At 55.9% G+C, this 16,466-nt stretch carries 17 protein-coding genes, 1 tRNA gene and 1 pseudogene; 10 read left to right on the forward strand and 9 right to left on the reverse strand.

Annotation, left to right across the window (positions count from 1 at the left end):
• Nucleotides 1–85: 85 nt before the first annotated feature.
• Nucleotides 86–757, reverse strand: a complete 672-nt coding sequence (locus tag ACP7A2_RS24805) for a Bax inhibitor-1/YccA family protein (protein WP_426136425.1) — start codon at nucleotides 755–757, stop codon at nucleotides 86–88.
• Between the two features lie 152 nt (nucleotides 758–909).
• Here ACP7A2_RS24805 and ACP7A2_RS24810 point away from each other — a divergent pair.
• Nucleotides 910–1,000: transfer RNA gene (locus ACP7A2_RS24810), tRNA-Ser, on the forward strand.
• A gap of 98 nt (nucleotides 1,001–1,098) precedes the next feature.
• Here ACP7A2_RS24810 and ACP7A2_RS24815 read toward each other — a convergent pair.
• Both ACP7A2_RS24815 and ACP7A2_RS24820 read right to left on the reverse strand, forming a co-directional pair.
• A pseudogene (locus tag ACP7A2_RS24815) lies at nucleotides 1,099–1,234 on the reverse strand (integrase); the annotation flags it as partial.
• A 189-nt stretch (nucleotides 1,235–1,423) separates the two neighbouring features.
• Nucleotides 1,424–1,678, reverse strand: coding sequence for a hypothetical protein (locus ACP7A2_RS24820; RefSeq protein ID WP_426136426.1), 255 nt, complete (start codon nucleotides 1,676–1,678; stop codon nucleotides 1,424–1,426).
• 335 nt (nucleotides 1,679–2,013) lie between these two features.
• Between ACP7A2_RS24820 and ACP7A2_RS24825 the strand changes: the two genes are divergently transcribed.
• The 7 genes from ACP7A2_RS24825 to ACP7A2_RS24855 all read left to right on the forward strand — a co-directional run bounded on the left by ACP7A2_RS24825 (nucleotide 2,014) and on the right by ACP7A2_RS24855 (nucleotide 5,731).
• Nucleotides 2,014–2,439 carry a hypothetical protein gene (locus ACP7A2_RS24825; RefSeq protein WP_426136427.1) on the forward strand — a complete coding sequence of 142 codons (426 nt, stop codon included), beginning with the start codon at nucleotides 2,014–2,016 and terminating at the stop codon, nucleotides 2,437–2,439.
• An 82-nt stretch (nucleotides 2,440–2,521) separates the two neighbouring features.
• The gene (locus ACP7A2_RS24830; RefSeq protein WP_426136428.1) at nucleotides 2,522–2,944 is read left to right on the forward strand and encodes an RDD family protein; all 423 of its coding nucleotides are present in this window, start codon (nucleotides 2,522–2,524) and stop codon (nucleotides 2,942–2,944) included.
• Between the two features lie 52 nt (nucleotides 2,945–2,996).
• On the forward strand, nucleotides 2,997–3,281 hold the full coding sequence (locus ACP7A2_RS24835; protein ID WP_426136429.1) for a hypothetical protein: 285 nt from the start codon (nucleotides 2,997–2,999) through the stop codon (nucleotides 3,279–3,281).
• A gap of 382 nt (nucleotides 3,282–3,663) precedes the next feature.
• Nucleotides 3,664–4,161 (forward strand): hypothetical protein, encoded by a 498-nt coding sequence (locus tag ACP7A2_RS24840; protein ID WP_426136431.1) that lies wholly within the window; start codon nucleotides 3,664–3,666, stop codon nucleotides 4,159–4,161.
• A 302-nt stretch (nucleotides 4,162–4,463) separates the two neighbouring features.
• On the forward strand, nucleotides 4,464–4,661 hold the full coding sequence (locus ACP7A2_RS24845) for a hypothetical protein (RefSeq protein WP_426136432.1): 198 nt from the start codon (nucleotides 4,464–4,466) through the stop codon (nucleotides 4,659–4,661).
• A 232-nt stretch (nucleotides 4,662–4,893) separates the two neighbouring features.
• Nucleotides 4,894–5,280, forward strand: coding sequence for a hypothetical protein (locus tag ACP7A2_RS24850; protein WP_426136433.1), 387 nt, complete (start codon nucleotides 4,894–4,896; stop codon nucleotides 5,278–5,280).
• Nucleotides 5,281–5,299: 19 nt separating this feature from the next.
• Nucleotides 5,300–5,731, forward strand: a complete 432-nt coding sequence (locus ACP7A2_RS24855) for a hypothetical protein (RefSeq protein WP_426136434.1) — start codon at nucleotides 5,300–5,302, stop codon at nucleotides 5,729–5,731.
• 468 nt (nucleotides 5,732–6,199) lie between these two features.
• Here the strand turns inward: ACP7A2_RS24855 and ACP7A2_RS24860 are convergent, their stop codons facing one another.
• Nucleotides 6,200–7,138 carry a LysR family transcriptional regulator gene (locus ACP7A2_RS24860; protein ID WP_426136436.1) on the reverse strand — a complete coding sequence of 313 codons (939 nt, stop codon included), beginning with the start codon at nucleotides 7,136–7,138 and terminating at the stop codon, nucleotides 6,200–6,202.
• 109 nt (nucleotides 7,139–7,247) lie between these two features.
• On the opposite strand from ACP7A2_RS24860, the gene ACP7A2_RS24865 reads away from it, so the two are divergent.
• A complete protein-coding gene (locus tag ACP7A2_RS24865) occupies nucleotides 7,248–8,747 on the forward strand; it encodes a CoA-acylating methylmalonate-semialdehyde dehydrogenase (protein WP_426136438.1) in 1,500 nt (499 codons plus the stop codon).
• Nucleotides 8,748–9,030: 283 nt separating this feature from the next.
• Here ACP7A2_RS24865 and ACP7A2_RS24870 read toward each other — a convergent pair whose 3' ends face one another.
• Nucleotides 9,031–10,635: a rhamnogalacturonan lyase B N-terminal domain-containing protein gene (locus tag ACP7A2_RS24870; protein WP_426136439.1), complete on the reverse strand. Its 1,605-nt coding sequence runs from the start codon at nucleotides 10,633–10,635 to the stop codon at nucleotides 9,031–9,033.
• A gap of 13 nt (nucleotides 10,636–10,648) precedes the next feature.
• On the reverse strand, nucleotides 10,649–11,836 hold the full coding sequence (locus ACP7A2_RS24875; RefSeq protein WP_426136461.1) for a pectate lyase: 1,188 nt from the start codon (nucleotides 11,834–11,836) through the stop codon (nucleotides 10,649–10,651).
• 443 nt (nucleotides 11,837–12,279) lie between these two features.
• Between ACP7A2_RS24875 and ACP7A2_RS24880 the strand changes: the two genes are divergently transcribed.
• Nucleotides 12,280–13,530, forward strand: a complete 1,251-nt coding sequence (locus ACP7A2_RS24880) for a glycoside hydrolase family 68 protein (RefSeq protein ID WP_426136440.1) — start codon at nucleotides 12,280–12,282, stop codon at nucleotides 13,528–13,530.
• 228 nt (nucleotides 13,531–13,758) lie between these two features.
• On the opposite strand, the gene ACP7A2_RS24885 is transcribed toward ACP7A2_RS24880, so the two are convergent.
• The 3 genes from ACP7A2_RS24885 to ACP7A2_RS24895 all read right to left on the reverse strand — a co-directional run bounded on the left by ACP7A2_RS24885 (nucleotide 13,759) and on the right by ACP7A2_RS24895 (nucleotide 16,406).
• Nucleotides 13,759–14,061, reverse strand: a complete 303-nt coding sequence (locus ACP7A2_RS24885; protein ID WP_426136441.1) for a DUF6124 family protein — start codon at nucleotides 14,059–14,061, stop codon at nucleotides 13,759–13,761.
• A 350-nt stretch (nucleotides 14,062–14,411) separates the two neighbouring features.
• Nucleotides 14,412–15,461, reverse strand: coding sequence for a 3-oxoacyl-[acyl-carrier-protein] synthase III C-terminal domain-containing protein (locus ACP7A2_RS24890; RefSeq protein WP_426136442.1), 1,050 nt, complete (start codon nucleotides 15,459–15,461; stop codon nucleotides 14,412–14,414).
• Between the two features lie 12 nt (nucleotides 15,462–15,473).
• Nucleotides 15,474–16,406 (reverse strand): SDR family NAD(P)-dependent oxidoreductase, encoded by a 933-nt coding sequence (locus tag ACP7A2_RS24895; protein ID WP_426136443.1) that lies wholly within the window; start codon nucleotides 16,404–16,406, stop codon nucleotides 15,474–15,476.
• Nucleotides 16,407–16,466 lie beyond the last annotated feature (60 nt).

Genomic DNA, 16,466 nt, shown 5'->3' on the forward strand with positions numbered 1-16,466 from the left:
CTAAAATACAAAACGCCCGATGCGGTGCATCGGGCGTTAGGGTGAAATAGGTGTAAACCTATTTCAGGACTAGACACGCTAACAATCAGTCATCACGGCTCATGATGCCGAAGATCTGCAACAGGCTGATGAACAGGTTGTAGATCGATACATACAGGCTGATGGTCGCCATGATGTAGTTACGCTCGCCGCCATGAATGATGGCGCTGGTCTGGAACAGGATGCACACGGAGGAGAACAGCACGAAACCGGCGCTGATCGCCAACTGCAAACCGCTGATCTGGAAGAACATGCTGGCAACCACTGCACCCAGCAACACGAAGAAACCTGCGGTGATGAAGCCACCAAGGAAGCTCATGTCCTTGCGGGTGATCAGCACGTAGGCCGACAAACCACCAAACACCAGTGCCGTCATGGCAAAGGCCGAGCTGACCACTTCAGCGCCGCCAGCCATGCCGAGGTAACGGTTGAGGATTGGGCCGAGGATAAAACCCATGAAACCGGTCAAGGCAAACGCCGACACCAGGCCCCAAGCCGAGTCACGCAGCTTGTTGGTCAGGAAAAACAGACCGTAAAAGCCAATCAGCACGACAAAGATATTCGGGTAGCGGACGTGCATCTGCTGAGCCATGAACGCCATTACGCCGCTGAATGCGAGGGTAAGGGCGAGCAAGCCGTATGTGTTGCGCAACACGCGGCTGACTTGAAGCTGCTCAGCCTGCGCGTTACCATTCACTGCGTAATTCTGTTCGCGCATGGCGACACTCCTTCAGTTTTGAAACGTTCAGTCGCAAAGATCATAACAGACGCTCTGTAACAAGCCATGCCGAGAGTTTGACAGTGTGTTTCATTCGGGTATTATGGCGCCCGCTGAGACAGGATGGGCTACTATAATCCTGTGATGCAAAAGGGAAATTGGCAGAGTGGTTGAATGCACCGGTCTTGAAAACCGGCGGACGTTAATAGCGTCTCCAGGGTTCGAATCCCTGGTTTCCCGCCAAGATTCAAACGAAAGCCCCGCTTATGCGGGGCTTTTGTGTTTCTGGCGTTCGCCCGAGAATCTCCACGATTCACTAGGTGTTCCATAACTAACCCTGTTGACGGCTTAGCGGTGGCTCCAACCCTCCTGTAAACCCGCTTGGTATTTTCCTGCTTGCTGTGTCCCAGCAGCAAAGCGTGCATCGCCAATATCGACGATTTCAGAAGCCGCTTTTGGTCGAATGTCACGAAACCTGTGGCTGACTGCCCTGACCGAGAAGCCACAGGACGCAGCAGTGAAGGTGCAAGGGATATCGAACACGTCAGACCAGGCAGCGCACACGACCAGCAAGGCTGCCGAGAAGGTCAACGAAGCGGTTGACCGGCAGACGCCTTAATCAGCGCCACGTTTTCGAATGTGCCAAATCGTGGCGCGGATCATCAGCTACTTATCGATCACATTTATCGTTGCCTTGATCTCGTAGGTAGAGAAGCCTTTGACCTGGAAGTCATCCCAGACAGTTTGCGGATCGAATTCAAATAGCCTCTCGGACGTGTCGAGCTCGCGCGTGTCCTCAGTCACTTCTGGGCCGATCCAGATGAGAGTCTCTTCAGACATGTCGTCAATTGTCTTGTCTTCCGGGATGGCAAGGGCCCGATGCGTCTGATGGTTGTAATAAGCCTTCACTTTGAACTTCATATCTGTGCTCCGTGAGTCTTGGAGCCATATCAATACGGGTAAAAAGCGCAACCTACAAGTTATGGAGCACTTTCGAGAGAGAGCCGAGCGTATGACGACCATTGCCTACAAAGGCTGTGAGATCGCCTTTGACTCTCGCTGCACTCGCGGCACGACCCTACTGATGATTACGCCGAGAAGCTGGAGACGGTCGCGCGCGAAGAGTTCCGCGAATCGGGAATTGAGTTTGAAGCGTTTCAATGGGCCGATGATTGGTGGGCGCGCGCGAAGAACCCACGTTCGGTAGACTGCAGTGGTTGGCTGGATTGGCCGGCCTATCGCTGGATCTGGTATTTATGGACAAAAGTATATCTCAGGTACGAAACCACTCAAGCCAGGTGGTGGACGTCTTATCGGCGGTCTATTGCTTTTTTCTCACAATTAAAATTGGTTACTGGCTCGTCGGTGATGGCTGGAATTTGGCCAGAACGGGTGATGTTCCGGTAATCATGATGCCACCCGCTGCACTGGCCTGCATTCTGTTGGCAGTCAGTGGCGTGTTGCTGTGTCGCCGTAGTGCGAAATCGTCGTGGTTTCTACTGGGCTCTTTAGTTTTCGGGCTGGCGCTGATCCCGCTGATGCTGCCGGAGATTTTCCTGATAACGTCCGATATGTATGTGAAGGTTTTCTGGTTCGTGCTGCCGGCAACCCAGCAAGCAGTCCTACTGTTTGCTATTTGGATCTACAGCCTGCAAATGCGCCGAACGGGCTGCTTTAAGTAAGTCATACATGTTCAAATCCCGCGCCCGCGCTTGGCTTGTTGTCTGTAAATATTTAAATCAAACACCCTTGGAGCGTTAACGCATGGAAGTGAGTAACACTCAAATTGAGTACCGAAAGCCAGCCAACCTTGCCGGATTGGGGCGACGGCTGGGAGGGCAATGGATTGACTCTTTAATCACCCTCTTTTTGTTGTTTGTCGTAGGAAGAGCAGCGGAGTTTGTCGGTGTAGCTCCAGACGCGGTCGCGATCCTGGCATTTGGATCTGCCGCGGCGTATTACCTGTTTTCAGATGCAATGCCAAACGGTCAGAGCATAGGTAAAAAACTGCTGGGGATGTCAGTCATCGACGAGCGCAGCTACCTTAGCTGCAATCTATTTCAATCCTTTATGCGAAATGTCACCACGCCCATCCTAAGCATTCTTGACTGGATATTTATCTTCTTCGGTTCACGCAAACGCTTAGGAGACATGCTTGCATCCACTATAGTTGTGCGATCCAAGTAGCTAAAAATGCTGAAGGCCTGCCAAACGAAAGAGGGGCGACAGGCGGATTCGGATGGCGGTGGAAACTTCGGTCGCCATTGGTAACGCTATGCCAAGCGAATTAAGACGCGGCCTCGAAAATCTCTGGAAACTATGCAATGGCCTGTCTGAAGATGCTGTTCGTTGTCGCGACCGGCTGATATTCGATCATCAAGATTGGCAGTCTATTCGTGAGTCAGCCACAGTTCTGCTTAAGCTGATGGGGCATGTGGAGATAGCTCCTTTTCTGACTGCTCTTACGGTTGATTGCCAGAATGAGGTTGATGGGTGCTTTGCGGCAAAGCCCGAACGTTCTTGATCGTCACACAAGAACCGAACCCTGCGCTGCGCGGAACTCTGCATCCAGCTTTTGCCGCGGGTGTTTGCGAGCGCAGAAGATCACTACCACCATAGCTGCCAAGAGCAGGTACGGGACAACATCCATAGCAACTGATCCCTCGGTCCAATGGGGCATGTGCCACCTGCTGGATGCAAGCCTGCGGGTCATGTGGATTTTCTGGCGAGCTTTTACTCGTCATCTTTTTGTTTTTTTACTACTATTGCTCATCTGCGTACTCAAGGAAGAGCGACTGAGCACCTTGAGGCTGGTAGAAAATTTACACTCGATCATTGAGTGATTTATTACTTTTTACCCAGAACCTAACGACTCAGCCAACCGTAATGACCTCTTGGTGGAACCGATGGATAAAATGTGTGGCATCGTTGTAGTGGTAGGACTGGCCCTGTCGGGATGCGCTACGAAAACGCCAGAAAAACCTAACGTGGCTCCACCTCCTGCCGTCGTCCAGGAAGCCCCCCCTGAAGCCGCACATTCAACACCAGAAAACTGGACTGTGCGCTATGAGGCTGCACCTGCCCACGCCAGTGCTGATTCCGCAGCCCCTGTCGCTGCAGACAACGCTCAGTCAGAATCAGAAACGAACTTGAACCAGAATCGCGCCGAGCAATGCCGTAAAGAGCTGGATGTCTTGAAGGTTTACAACAAAGTGTCTTACAACAAGTACGAGGCGGAATACCAAACCATTGCTGCCAAGACTGCCAAGTACATGGAAATCAAAGACTCGTTAGGCCCTGATTTAAACTACATGGTCATGCCCGCTTATCAATTTCAAATTCGTGAGTTCTGCTTCCGGGTCAAGACTCGTCTGTCGGAGCTTGTGCTTCGCCAAGCCAAATAACGATTGCGCGTGAGCGTGCGTCTTTTGCCAGTTAAGGATGCTTTAAAAAAGGCTTCCGTAACTGGCGAAAGGCTCGCTTCAGGTGTATCAACCGGTTAAGCAGCTCGCGTTCGCCGCTGCCGAACAGTGCGGCGAGTATGAGCAGGCCCGCTGCGGGCGCTGCGTAGGGTGGGATCGGAAGCCCAGCCCAGGTAATCGGCTATTTTCCTCACCCCCATTCGTCTAAAGCTTGGCACTCTGAATGCTGTGACTTCTCTCAACCTTAAGCGCGGATATCCCGAGCTTAAAAGTGGAGAGCCAACATGGACATCAATGAGAACGCGCCGGGCAACATTTCACAGCAGGCCGTGACGCGCGGCACCGATAACGAAACAGGTCACGATGCGACACGTGACGAAAATACGGCTGCGCCGCCACCGGAAGACGAGTCAGGCCTGGAGGAGGATATGTCGGACGTGGACGCTGCAGATTCAGTGGCAAGCGAGCACCCCGATAACTGATGACTTTTAGGTAAAAAAACCCGGCTTCTGCCGGGTTAACTCTTGAGGTATCAACAATTATGTCGCATCCGGGCTTTCCACACTGGTACGCCCACCTTCAGGAAATGGCAGTCGCATTTCGTTCAGCTCGACCGCCTACTGAATGCTCCCGCCGCGAAGCGTGGCCACAGCGCGGTCGCCTCAGATGTTCAAGTTTTGTGGTTTTTAGTGATTCAACTGTTGAGGAGCCTGCATGCGTTTTTTGATAGCTGCGACAGTGACAGCGATGCTGGTGGGTTGCTCCACCTCTCCAATCTCGGCTGATAAGGCCGATCCGGTGCCTTCAGGCCGACTGTATGCCTTTACGCAAAAAAGTGGTTCCGAGTTGGTGGTAACGCGTGACAGCGGAATGTACCAAGTGGGCCTGAAGGTTAAATTTTATATAGATGGAACCCTGGCAGCAGAATTTGGCCAAGGTGAAGTCGGACGGTTTGGTTTGAAACCCGGTACACATATCCTGGCGATCAGTGACGGCGGGTCGCTGATTGAGTCGGAGATTGACATAGCGCCTGGGCAGACGGTGAGGCGGCGGATTTCCATATCCGGTGCACGCTATGACCTTTCACCTACATCGCTATGAGCGTGAGGACCAGCACACCATGCTGAACAAAATATCGAAAGCAGTAGGCGGGTTCATCAGCGCGGCTCTGTTTACGCAGGCGTTGGTTGGTTGTGCGCCGATGCCAGTGGGTGCTCAGGAGGCGAAAGCCATTTCTGCGGACCGTCAATATGCTTACGTCGGCATGGATGAAGCGTCACTTGTAGTGACCCGGGACAAAGGTCTATCCCAAGGTAAAGACTGGTTCGGGCGTGCTCACGGCATTGATTTTTTGATTGATGGCAAGCGGGTTGCCACGATCTGGAGCGGGGAGGTTGTGCGGTTTGGCCTGAAGGCAGGTCCCCATATCATTGCCGTTACCACCGGCGGACCATTGGTTGAGCGTGAGATAAATCTAAAAGTGGGGGAGACCATGAGGCGCCGCATTCCAGACAGCCAAGACCTTGACGTCACGCCTACAGCCTACAAATAAACACGTGTCACACGTCACGCCCGACGCCAATGGCTCGTGCCGAATAGCCTTGTCAGCGAGTTTGCCGCAGGCGAACGCATCGCCAAATCCCGGACAAAGAAAAGCCCACGATGGGGGCGCGGGCTTAAAAGGTGTTCACTTAGGAGCTGAGTCAAGACTAGGCGCCCAACTGTGAAAACCGCGTGAAATGCATGTAGCGAATATGTTTTTTGCAGCAAGGTTGGATAGTCACCTACTGTGCCCGTCCCTTTTCCATTTCGCGTAACGTTGTTTACATGTCCTATGAAGGGCGCCTTGTCGTCACCATCACAGCCCAGCTCAGCAAAGGCTCTAACCAGCAGCCCTTTCAATGTCTTTGGAACCCGGCCATATCTGGTTGATGCCAGCCCGTTAACGGCGAACACTGTCCCTGTGGCAAGCCCGCTCGCCACGGGTTCTATCGCCTGCTGTTCGGTCAATGCCTGATAACTATCGAGTAAACCGAAAACCGCCCGACAGCTTCTCCTTCAGATAGCCAACCAACGCACTCACCGACTTGGGCACATGCGGCGAGTAAGGCCGAATCAAGTAAATCTCATCGGCAAACACGCCCTTGAGTGTCCAGTCCTCCAGCACCTGAACCAGCTTGCCGCTTGCCAGTGCGGCGTGGGCGCTGAAGTCCGGGAGCAGGGCGATGCCCAGGTGGTTGAGCGCCGAGTCGCGCAGTGCTTCGCTGTTGTTGGTGGCGAAGCTGCCGGCGATGGGCACGGTGAGGCGTTCGACTGTTTTGCTGCCGCGCTCGAACGTCCAGGCGGGCTGGTCGGTACCGCGAGGGTAGAACAGGCAATTGTGAGCGGTGAGATCGCCGGGCTCACGCGGTTCGCCGTGGCGCTTCAGGTAGTCCCGGGTTGCCACCAGCACCGAGGCGGTGTCGCACAGCTTCCACGCCACATGGGTTTCGGGCACCTGAAAACCGTGCCGTACCGCCAGGTCATAACCCTCGGCCGCCAGTGAACTCAAGGTATCCGACACATCCAGCTGAATTCGCACCTGCGGGTATTGCTGCAAAAATTCCGACAGGTGTGGCACCAGTTGCTGTCGGGCAAATGCCACTGGCGCTGTGAGGCGCACCAGGCCGCGAATCTCCCCGGCCGAGTCGCGCACCGACGAAAAACTGCGAGCAATCTGGGCGTAGGCGCTGCGCACTTCGCGCGTCAGGGATTGCCCGGCATCGGTCAGCCGCACGCTGCGCGTGGTGCGCGTGACCAGCCGGGTGCCGGTGGCTTTTTCCAGGTCCGAGATGCGCTGGCTGACGGCGGATTTGCTCACGCCCAGGCGCGCCGCAGCGGCGGTGTAGGTGCCGTGTTCCTCCAGCACCGACAGCCAGTGAATGTGGGTCCACAGCCCTTCGATCTCTGCCTTTTCCATGCTTCTATTGTTCGCCTGTGAGGACAATAAGTTCTGGATTCTGCTCTGGTTTGGAACAAATCGAAAGCCTATCGTGTGTTCCAACGCTACTGACCTGAGACCATCTGCCATGACCACAACAATCGAGCATTACATCAACGATCAGCGCGTGAGCCGCGATGATCGCTATCAGGACGTCTACAACCCGGCCACTGGTGAGATCACCGCGCGCGTCGCGCTGGCCAGCCGCCAGACCGTGTCCGAAGCCGTCGCCGCCGCCCAGGCCGCGTTCACCAGTTGGGCCGACACGCCGCCCATCCGCCGCGCCCGCGTGCTGTTCGAATACCTGCACCTGCTGCGTGAACGCAAGGACGACCTGGCGCGCATCATCGTCGCCGAACACGGCAAGGTCTTCACCGACGCCCAGGGCGAAGTGGATCGCGGTATCGACATCCTCGAATTCGCCTGCGGTATTCCCAACCTGCTCAAGGGTGAACACTCCGACCAGGTGTCCCGTGGCATGGACAACTGGACAATGCGTCAACCCCTGGGCGTAGTCGCCGGGGTCACGCCGTTTAACTTCCCGGTGATGGTACCGATGTGGATGTACCCGATTGCCATCGCGGCAGGCAACACCTTCATCCTCAAGCCAAGCCCGACCGATCCAAGTGCCTCCTTGTTCATGGCCGAGTTGCTGCGTGAAGCCGGCTTGCCAAAAGGCGTGTTCAGCGTGGTGCAAGGCGACAAGGAAGCGGTGGACGCGCTGATCGAACACCCGGACGTCAAGGCCCTGAGCTTTGTCGGTTCGACGCCGATTGCGCAATACATCTACGAAACCGGCGCCCGCCACGGCAAGCGCGTGCAAGGCCTGGGCGGCGCGAAAAACCACATGGTGGTGATGCCCGACGCCGACATTGAAAAAACCGTTGATGCGCTGATGGGCGCCGCTTACGGCAGTGCCGGCGAGCGCTGCATGGCCATCTCGGTGGCTGTGTTGGTGGGCGATGTGGGTGACAACGTCATCGCCGCCTTGACCGAGCGCGCCAAGCTGTTGCGCATCACCGATGGCCGCGACTTGAAGGCCGAAATGGGCCCGATCGTGTCGCGCGCAGCCCTTGAACGTATCAGCGGCTACATCGAACAAGGCGTGCAAGCCGGCGCGCACTTGCTGCTCGACGGGCGTGACTATGTGCCCACCGAAGCGGGCCTGGAAAACGGCTTCTGGCTCGGCGCGACCCTGTTTGACCACGTGACCAAAGAGATGAGCATCTACCGCGAAGAAATATTCGGCCCGGTGCTGGCGTGCGTCCGGGTGAACGATTTCGGCGAGGCCGTGAAGCTGGTCAACGATCACGAGTTTGGCAACGGCGTCAGTTGCTTCACCCGCGACGGCAACATTGCCCGCGAATTCGCGCGACGCATCGAAGTGGGCATGGTCGGCATCAACGTACCGATTCCGGTGCCGATGGCCTGGCATGGTTTTGGCGGCTGGAAGAAGAGTTTGTTTGGCGACATGCATGCGTACGGCACTGAGGGTGTACGTTTCTACACCAAGCAGAAGTCGATCATGCAGCGCTGGTCGGAGAGTATCGAGCAGGGCGCTGAATTCGCGATGCCCGTGTCCAAATAACGCAAGGCTGCAGGCAATCCAGTGTGGCTTGCCTGCGATAAGCCTGAATTCCAGGGGCTTTCGAAACTCCCCGTGATTGTGGCTGTGGCTGTGGCTGTGGCTGTGGCTTTAGTTGTAGTTGTGGCGAGCGGGCTTGCCCCGCGTTGGGCTGCGCAGCAGCCCCAATAAAGTAAAATGCGGTCTTCCAGACACGCCGTGGCGGCTGGTTTTGGGGCTGCTGCGCAGCCCAACGCGGGGCAAGCCCGCTCGCCACAGCAAGCCCGCTAGTCACAGGGCGTTTTCATCAGGGCGATACCCACTGCACGCTGTCATACACAAAGCCAGGGCTCAGGAACCCCGTTCCTGATTTGCCGGAGGCAACACCAATCTCCAGCGTATTGCGCCCCACCTGCAGCGCTGTGCCGGGAACCGCCAGCTCAAACACCGTGTTATTGCCCCGGTACGTACCGCGGGTAATCCCCCGGCTTTCAGGTTGGTTGGAGGCCGCAGGCACGGGGGCTTCCCAGCGTTGATTCAGGCTCACCCGTGGGCGGCCGCCGGCTTGCGCAAGCGACACATACAGGCGTAACCGGTAGTCGTGGATTTCCTTCGCGCCGAGCATGAAGTCGATGCGCGTAGGGGTGTTGATGTCGCGCCACTGCACTGCGGGAAAGTCACCAACCGCGCTGGTGCCCACCGTGTAAGTGGCAGGCCCCCACGCCGCCATTCGAGTGTCGGACGGGTGCGCCGAGGCCAATCGACTGGCGTTCAAAAAACCGCTCGGGGTGCCGTCAGGCACGCCGATCTGCCACGTCACATGGCCCGTTGGCGGCAACGCGGTCAACATGGCGCGGGCCAGGCCGCCCGCCTTGACGTCAACCGAACCCTGGGCCACTTCCAGTTCGTTCTGGTAGAGCGTCGTGCGGTAGTGGCCGGGACGCAGCCCCGTCAACTGCGCGTCGCCCCTGGCATCTGCACGCGCCCAATACTGCGCAGTGGCATTGCTCAAGCCCACCACGGCGGGTAAACCGGCAGCGACGCCGGACACATGAGCGGCCACTGACCCTCGGCCGGCACTGTTCAGAAAACCTTTGAGCCCCAGTGAGTCATTCACAAACCCCAGGTCGCTCAACGTGGCATTCGGTGGCCCACCGTCGGTAAACAGCAAGCCGTACACGCCATGCAGGCCTCCGCGGTAGGCTTCGGTCTGAGTGTGATTGGAAAACATGTAGTTGTAGAGCTCGTGGGTGGTTGCGGTTTTTTGCGTGGCGATGTCTTTGAAAAATGGCCCGCCCGCACTGAGTTCACGATTGCCCATCAGCATGTACACCGCGACGCCCGGCCCACTGACGCCGTGGAGCGGGTCATCAATCATCGGGCGGGCGGAATAGAACTTGGAACTGGTGCGTCCATCCGCCAGCAAAAACACATCTTTGCCTTCAATGGCCTGGCCCACATTCGAGTCGGTGCCATGGGCGGCCTTGGGCAGTTTATTAACATCAAGTCGCGTCACGAACCGCAGCTCGCCGACCGCTGGCAAGGTCGGCGCGTAAGTCGCCATGTACAGGGCGTTGCGGCCTTTGTGTGCCAGGTAGTAATGGGTCAGATCCCCGGCTTGGGCACTGACCACGATCACATCGCCAATCGTCTTGACGTCGACGTGCGCAGCGCCGAGACCGGAAGCAACCTGTGATTTTTTCGGCTCGCGGGTTTGCAACTCGTTGCCGCGATACCGCAGCGACACCAGGTCACCGTTGCGGCTGTCCACGCTGAATACCAGGTCGGCGCCGGTATCGACCATCACCTGGGTGCCGGTCTGAGTAACGCCAAACCCCTCGGCGTGGGCACGGGCGTCAAGGGCCGTGCTGGCGAGGCAAACGCAGCACAGCATCAGTAGAAAACGTTGCATGCGGGGCAGTCCTTCAATGGGGTTGAGTCAGCTTGCCCGCACCGGCGTCGCGAGGCACCTGGGCCAGGGCGATGTCTGCGGGCAGCGGCGTGACGAGGAACTCACGGTAGGCCTTGAAGGCTTCAAGCGCCGCAGTGTCCTGCGGTCGATAATCATCGCCACTGAGCTGCTGCTGGTTGGCCACGCACGGCCTGCCAATCACCCGTTGGCAGATCGCGTTGGCCGATGTCGACACCGGGTCAAACAGCGCAAACGCCGTGCCGGGTTGCTGGGTATCGTTGAACAGCGGATGGGTCACATGCTCGAACGCATTGCCTTCCACCAGCAGGTGCGAAGTGGCGGTGCGCGACATGATCGCGCCCTGATAGCTCAGGTTGCTGAACACATTGTTGACCACCTGCGCGCGTACCTCCGCATCGCCCATGCCACCAGCATGGGGTGCGCGGCCAGAGGTGTCATGGATGTAGTTTCGCGCCAGCGTAAGGGTGTCGTGATGGCCAAGGAACAGCCATACCCAGTAATGGTGCGCGTCGCACGTTGCCGAGTAGGGCGTGCGCCCATCGAACTCGTTGTTGGAGACAGTGACGTGAGAGGCGGTGCCCCAGCCGGTCACCAGCATCTGCCGGCCGATCCGGGCGAAGGTGTTGTGGTCAATCCAGACCCCATCCGCACCGTCGAGGGTCAGCGCATCGCCGCCCCACACCACGCGAGGGTTAATGTCGGACAGGGTTAGGTTGCGCACGATGACATTGTGCGCGCCGCCCCCGATAAACAAGCCCATGCCTTGAATGCCGGCCTTGCTGCCGACCCCAATCAGGGTTTTGTTCGACCCGACCTTTAAACGTTGCAGGCCGGCATTGTCATAGGTCACCTGCACGGGAGGCTTGGACTGGCAAAAGTTGTTGGCGCCATTGCGTGCCCATTGCCCGCCACCCTTGGGGCAAGCATTCGCCATGCAGCCCATTTCGTGGGTCTGCGCACTGCCGTTCTGCACCACGCTGCCGCGAAAGTCATACACATGTTCCAGGGCGATCACCCGTGGCGTGTCATCGGTGCAATTGCCTGCCGCATCATAGCGGGCGCACAGCGACTGTTTCAGCTCGTCCAGCGTAGCGGGGTGTACGGCAGCGAGCGTGCCTCCGCCGGTAACGTGCCTGGCGAAGCCATCCGGTTGGTCCGCAGCCACGGCGAAAAGTGGCATCACCAGTGAAACGCATAGCGCTACCGTTTGCACCATGGCGGGAATTGGAAGTCGTCGGTGTAATCGCTTCGTACGCTGCACAGGTTTCTCCAGGGGCGTGTAGTGGTAAGACCTGAATATCGTCGACTATTTAACAACCGTTTAAACCATTAATTGAGATTCCTTCAGCGACTGTTCAGCGTCGGATAATTGAATAGCTAGCTTTTTATTATTGGGTTAGTTGTGAATGATATTGAATTTATATCAAGGATATAAATACAGTGATGGCAATATTGATATAAATAATTCTTCATGTTGCAGTAAGTTACCTTCCATGTTAAACCTTGTTTCGCACTTCCCAGAGTCAACAGCGGCTCGCTCTTTCAAGTCGCCATTATTGGCCGGCTTGGTCAATGCTATAAGCTCTCTGCTTGTCACCTGAGCGTCAGTAAAAGGACATCAACATGAAACATGCGAATCACACACCCACTCGCTGGACACGGGCTGATGCGCTAAAAGTTAATGAAAATGACCCGACTACCACGCAACCGTTAGTCCGTTCCGACTTTCCCGTCATGAGTGACTCCGTGTTTATTTGGGACACCATGCCCTTACGCGAACTTGATGGCACTGTAGTGTCAGTTAATGGCTGGTCGGTTATTTTCACCCTGACCGCCGACCGCCGCCCCCATGACCCGCAGTTCATCAATGCGGATGGCCATTACGACATTAAGCGTGATTGGGAAGACCGTCATGGTCACGCGCGCATCTGCTATTGGTACTCACGCACTGGCAAGGACTGGATATTTGGCGGCCGTGTCATGGCCGAGGGCGTGTCGCCCACCACGCGGGAGTGGGCGGGTACGCCGATCCTGCTGAATAACAACGGCGATATCGACTTGTATTACACCTGTGTGACGCCGGGTGCCACTGTTGTTAAAGTCCGTGGCCAAGTGGTCACGTCAGACACAGGCGTGGAACTACGGGGTTTTACTGACGTTAAAACGTTATTTAACGCTGATGGCACTTACTACCAAACCGAAGCGCAAAATGCCACGTGGAACTTCCGCGATCCCAGCCCGTTTATCGATCCCGTGGATGGCAAGTTATATATGGTGTTTGAAGGCAATGTGGCCGGCGAACGCGGTACCCACACCGTGGGCCCGGATGAACTAGGCCTGGTGCCACCTGGCCATGAAGATGTCGGCGGTGCGCGTTATCAAGTGGGCTGTATCGGCATCGCAGTGGCGAAGGATTTGCACGGTGACGAGTGGGAGATTCTGCCGCCGTTGGTCACAGCAGTTGGGGTTAATGACCAGACTGAACGGCCACACTATGTATTCCAGGACAACAAGTACTACTTGTTTACCATCAGCCATAAGTTCACCTACGCTGATGGCGTGACAGGGCCGGATGGCGTTTATGGATTTGTCAGCGATCATCTGTTTGGCCCTTACACGCCGATGAATGCGTCCGGTCTGGTACTGGGTAACCCGCCCTCGCAGCCGTTCCAAACCTATTCTCACTGCGTAATGCCCAACGGCCTGGTCACCTCGTTTATCGACAGCGTGCCCACCCAGGGCGATGACTACCGTATCGGCGGCACTGAAGCACCCACCGTCAGGATCGTGTTGAAGGGGGATCGCTCATTTGTGCAGGAGGCGTATGACTACGGCTACATTCCGCCAATGCGCGATGTGGTGCTGAGCCAATGACCGTCTGATAAAAAGCCACTGCCCAGAGATTAAAACGTCGAGCGCAGCTCCCGTGGCGAGGGAGCGTGCTCGGCTGTGCTGGGTAGCGGTTCCAAACACCTGGGAGCGCTTCGCACTCCAGCGGGAGCAAGCTCCCTCGCCACAAAAAGCCAGCTCCCCTGTTTTGATCGTGTGCACACAGCTTTTCCAGTGTTCCCACGCCGGCGTGGGAACTATCTGAGCCTGTGTTCAGGCGGGCGCTGTGGAGGGCTTCATGCATTCAATGGTGCGATCGACCGTGGTCTTTGCAATCTCAAGCAAGTGCCACACCGCCAAAATCTTTGCCCGCTCTGGGCTCGCCAGCTGTTCCCCGCAATCCAGCGCCGTCGCCGATGCGCTGTTGAGCAAACTTGCGGTGTAAAGCAGGGCATCTTCGAAACTCAGGTCTTCGACTTGAATACTGTCGGTGGGCAGGTAATGGTCGATGGCGCGGTTGAACGCGGCGCGGTCTTTGGCTGAATTCAGCGGGGGATCGGGGACAATCTTATTCATGGTGTAGCTCCTGAATGACCATGGAGCCGACACGCTTCGCGACTAAACGTAGGGTGGCGGCTGTACGCAGGTTAGTCGACCGGTCAGGAGCACCGGCGCGCCCTGGGGCGCCCTGCGCACAGCCACCATAAAGCTTCATGGGACGATGCGCCTGCTCCTGAATCCGGGCGACTAAACCCGATCACTGATTGGCAGTGAAGGGTCGCAGACTAGCCACCGGTTCCAGCAGGCGCAAGGCGGCAGGGATTGTCTAGGAAACGTCCTGCAATTAAAAGGGACGCGGCTTGCTGGCCCTTTAAAAACCATGACGAAATGCCACCAGCGATCCAATACCAATGTGTGCCCTTCAGTCAAAGGCTGAACGCCATCGTCGAAAACACCATGCCGGCACTTCCAGTGCAGCCTAAACAGTCCTGCCCTCTGCTCACTACGCCTTGTTCAATCGCATCGGCAATTCCATAGGGAAGAGAGGCCGTGGCGATGTTGCCTGTCTTGTGTCCGACCCTATGGTTCTTTTCCGCGACGCCGAATGGCCGCAAGATAAGTTCATTGGTTTTGGGAGAGGAGGTATGGGTAAAAATGCAATCGACGTTATTTGAGTCCGAGAAAAACGTACTGAGCATTCTTGTCGTTTCTTTAATGCCTTCCTTATGCATCCTTTCCCCATAAGAGGTGAACAGGTAACTTTCTTCGGCGCTTTCAATATGGGCGACGTCCGGCTCATCGCAGAAAAAACGCCAGCCGGGCAGGTTTATCCTGCATAAATAGCTTAAGTCGGGTCGGCTGTTGAATCTGAACTTGAAGTTGTCCGGTGAGTGACAGCTGAGCAATGTTGCTGTGAAGGCCTCCCCCAAGGTGAACGTTGCGACTTTGTGGTTGAGTTCGGCAGCAGAGCGCAGAGTGAAGTTTCTGGCGAAAGGTCCTCCCTCTGTCCGAGCACCCAATTCCATGTTGATGATGACCGCGTAGCGAATCGTGCCCGCTTTCATTTTGTCGTTGATCAGATCCATGCTTGTCACCCACCCCATGCACGCGTCGACGATATCGTAATTTCGACACGTCAATCCTAGTGCCTTGGCAATAAAGTTACTGTTGGCCGGCTCTATAAAACCGCGATTGATGCTGGAATAGATCAGTAAGTCAATATCCTGTTTGTCGATGTTTGATTGTTTTAATGCGGCTGCGAATGCCGTTTTGATTAGCGTCATCGGTGATTCGTCTTCAGTCAACCAGTGCCTGAATTCCGTTCCATTATTGTTGAGGAGTTTTTCAATTATCGTCAACGTGCGTGGCAGGTCGCCCTTGAACTCTTTTTTCGAACGATCCTCAACTATTTCGAGAATCTGCTGGTTCGATACCTTCTCGGATGGAAGTATCCCTTTGATTCCTATAATTTCCATGGCGCACTCACGTTACGGTGTGGGGTCGGTTGTGAATGAAGTGTCAGCCTTAAGCCCAAATAAAGTGCGAAGCCTTTTATCGAACACTCGCCTCGGTAACCAGCACTGTAGCAGTGGCATCCGAACACTTAAGGGCCCCGCTCGAATAACGAACGGGGCTACATCAGCCAATAGGGCGGCTATTATCTGTCGGGCAAACGCATTGGCAGGCATCGCGCCCTGTTCTGAAAAACGTGCTCGATTTTCCATGTGCTGGATATATGGCTTATACAGTGAATCAGCCGGCAAACTCACCCTCTCTCTCGCCCGTTCTCGAACGTTGGAGATCACCTTGCCAGGTTGAACCGTGATGACGTCAATTCCAAAAGGCGTTAATTCCATTCGCATCGCCTCGGACAGTGCATGTAACGCTGCCTTGCTCGCGCAATAGGCCCCAGCAAAGGGTGTTGTCACGACACCCGAAACACTACCAATGTTTACGATTCGACCTTGATGTTGCGACAGCATGAGTGGCAAAAAAGCGCGTGCAAGTTGCACGGGAGCAATAACGTTGGTCTCGAATTGTTGTCGTAAAACGTCGGCGGTAAGGTCCATCACTGCACCGCCTTGGCCGTAACCGGCGTTGTTAATCAACATATCCAGTCGTCCACTTCCATTTCTGACGGCTTCAACCGCAGTGGCAATACTGTGTGGGTCGGTCACATCAAGTTCGAGAACTCGTAGACCGTTTTGCGCCAGGCTGTTGTTGGCATCCACTTGTCGGGCCGTCGCATATACGACATGTCCCAGTGCATGGAATGCCTCTGCCAAGGCAAAGCCAATTCCACTGGAACATCCCGTGATCAAAATGACTGACGGTGGTTTTGCCATGTAGACGTTGAGACCTTTAGAGAGTGCCACTTGCGTGGGATACGTGTGCACAGCGAAATGTGATGCGGCAATCATTGAATACTTGCTCTAAAACCGTGGCGCGTCACCTGTTATAAGTAACAGTTTCTTAGAGCG

Origin of the sequence: Pseudomonas sp. PWP3-1b2, assembly GCF_049896045.1 — a bacterium.
GTDB classification, from domain to species: Bacteria; Pseudomonadota; Gammaproteobacteria; order Pseudomonadales; family Pseudomonadaceae; genus Aquipseudomonas; species Aquipseudomonas antarctica_B.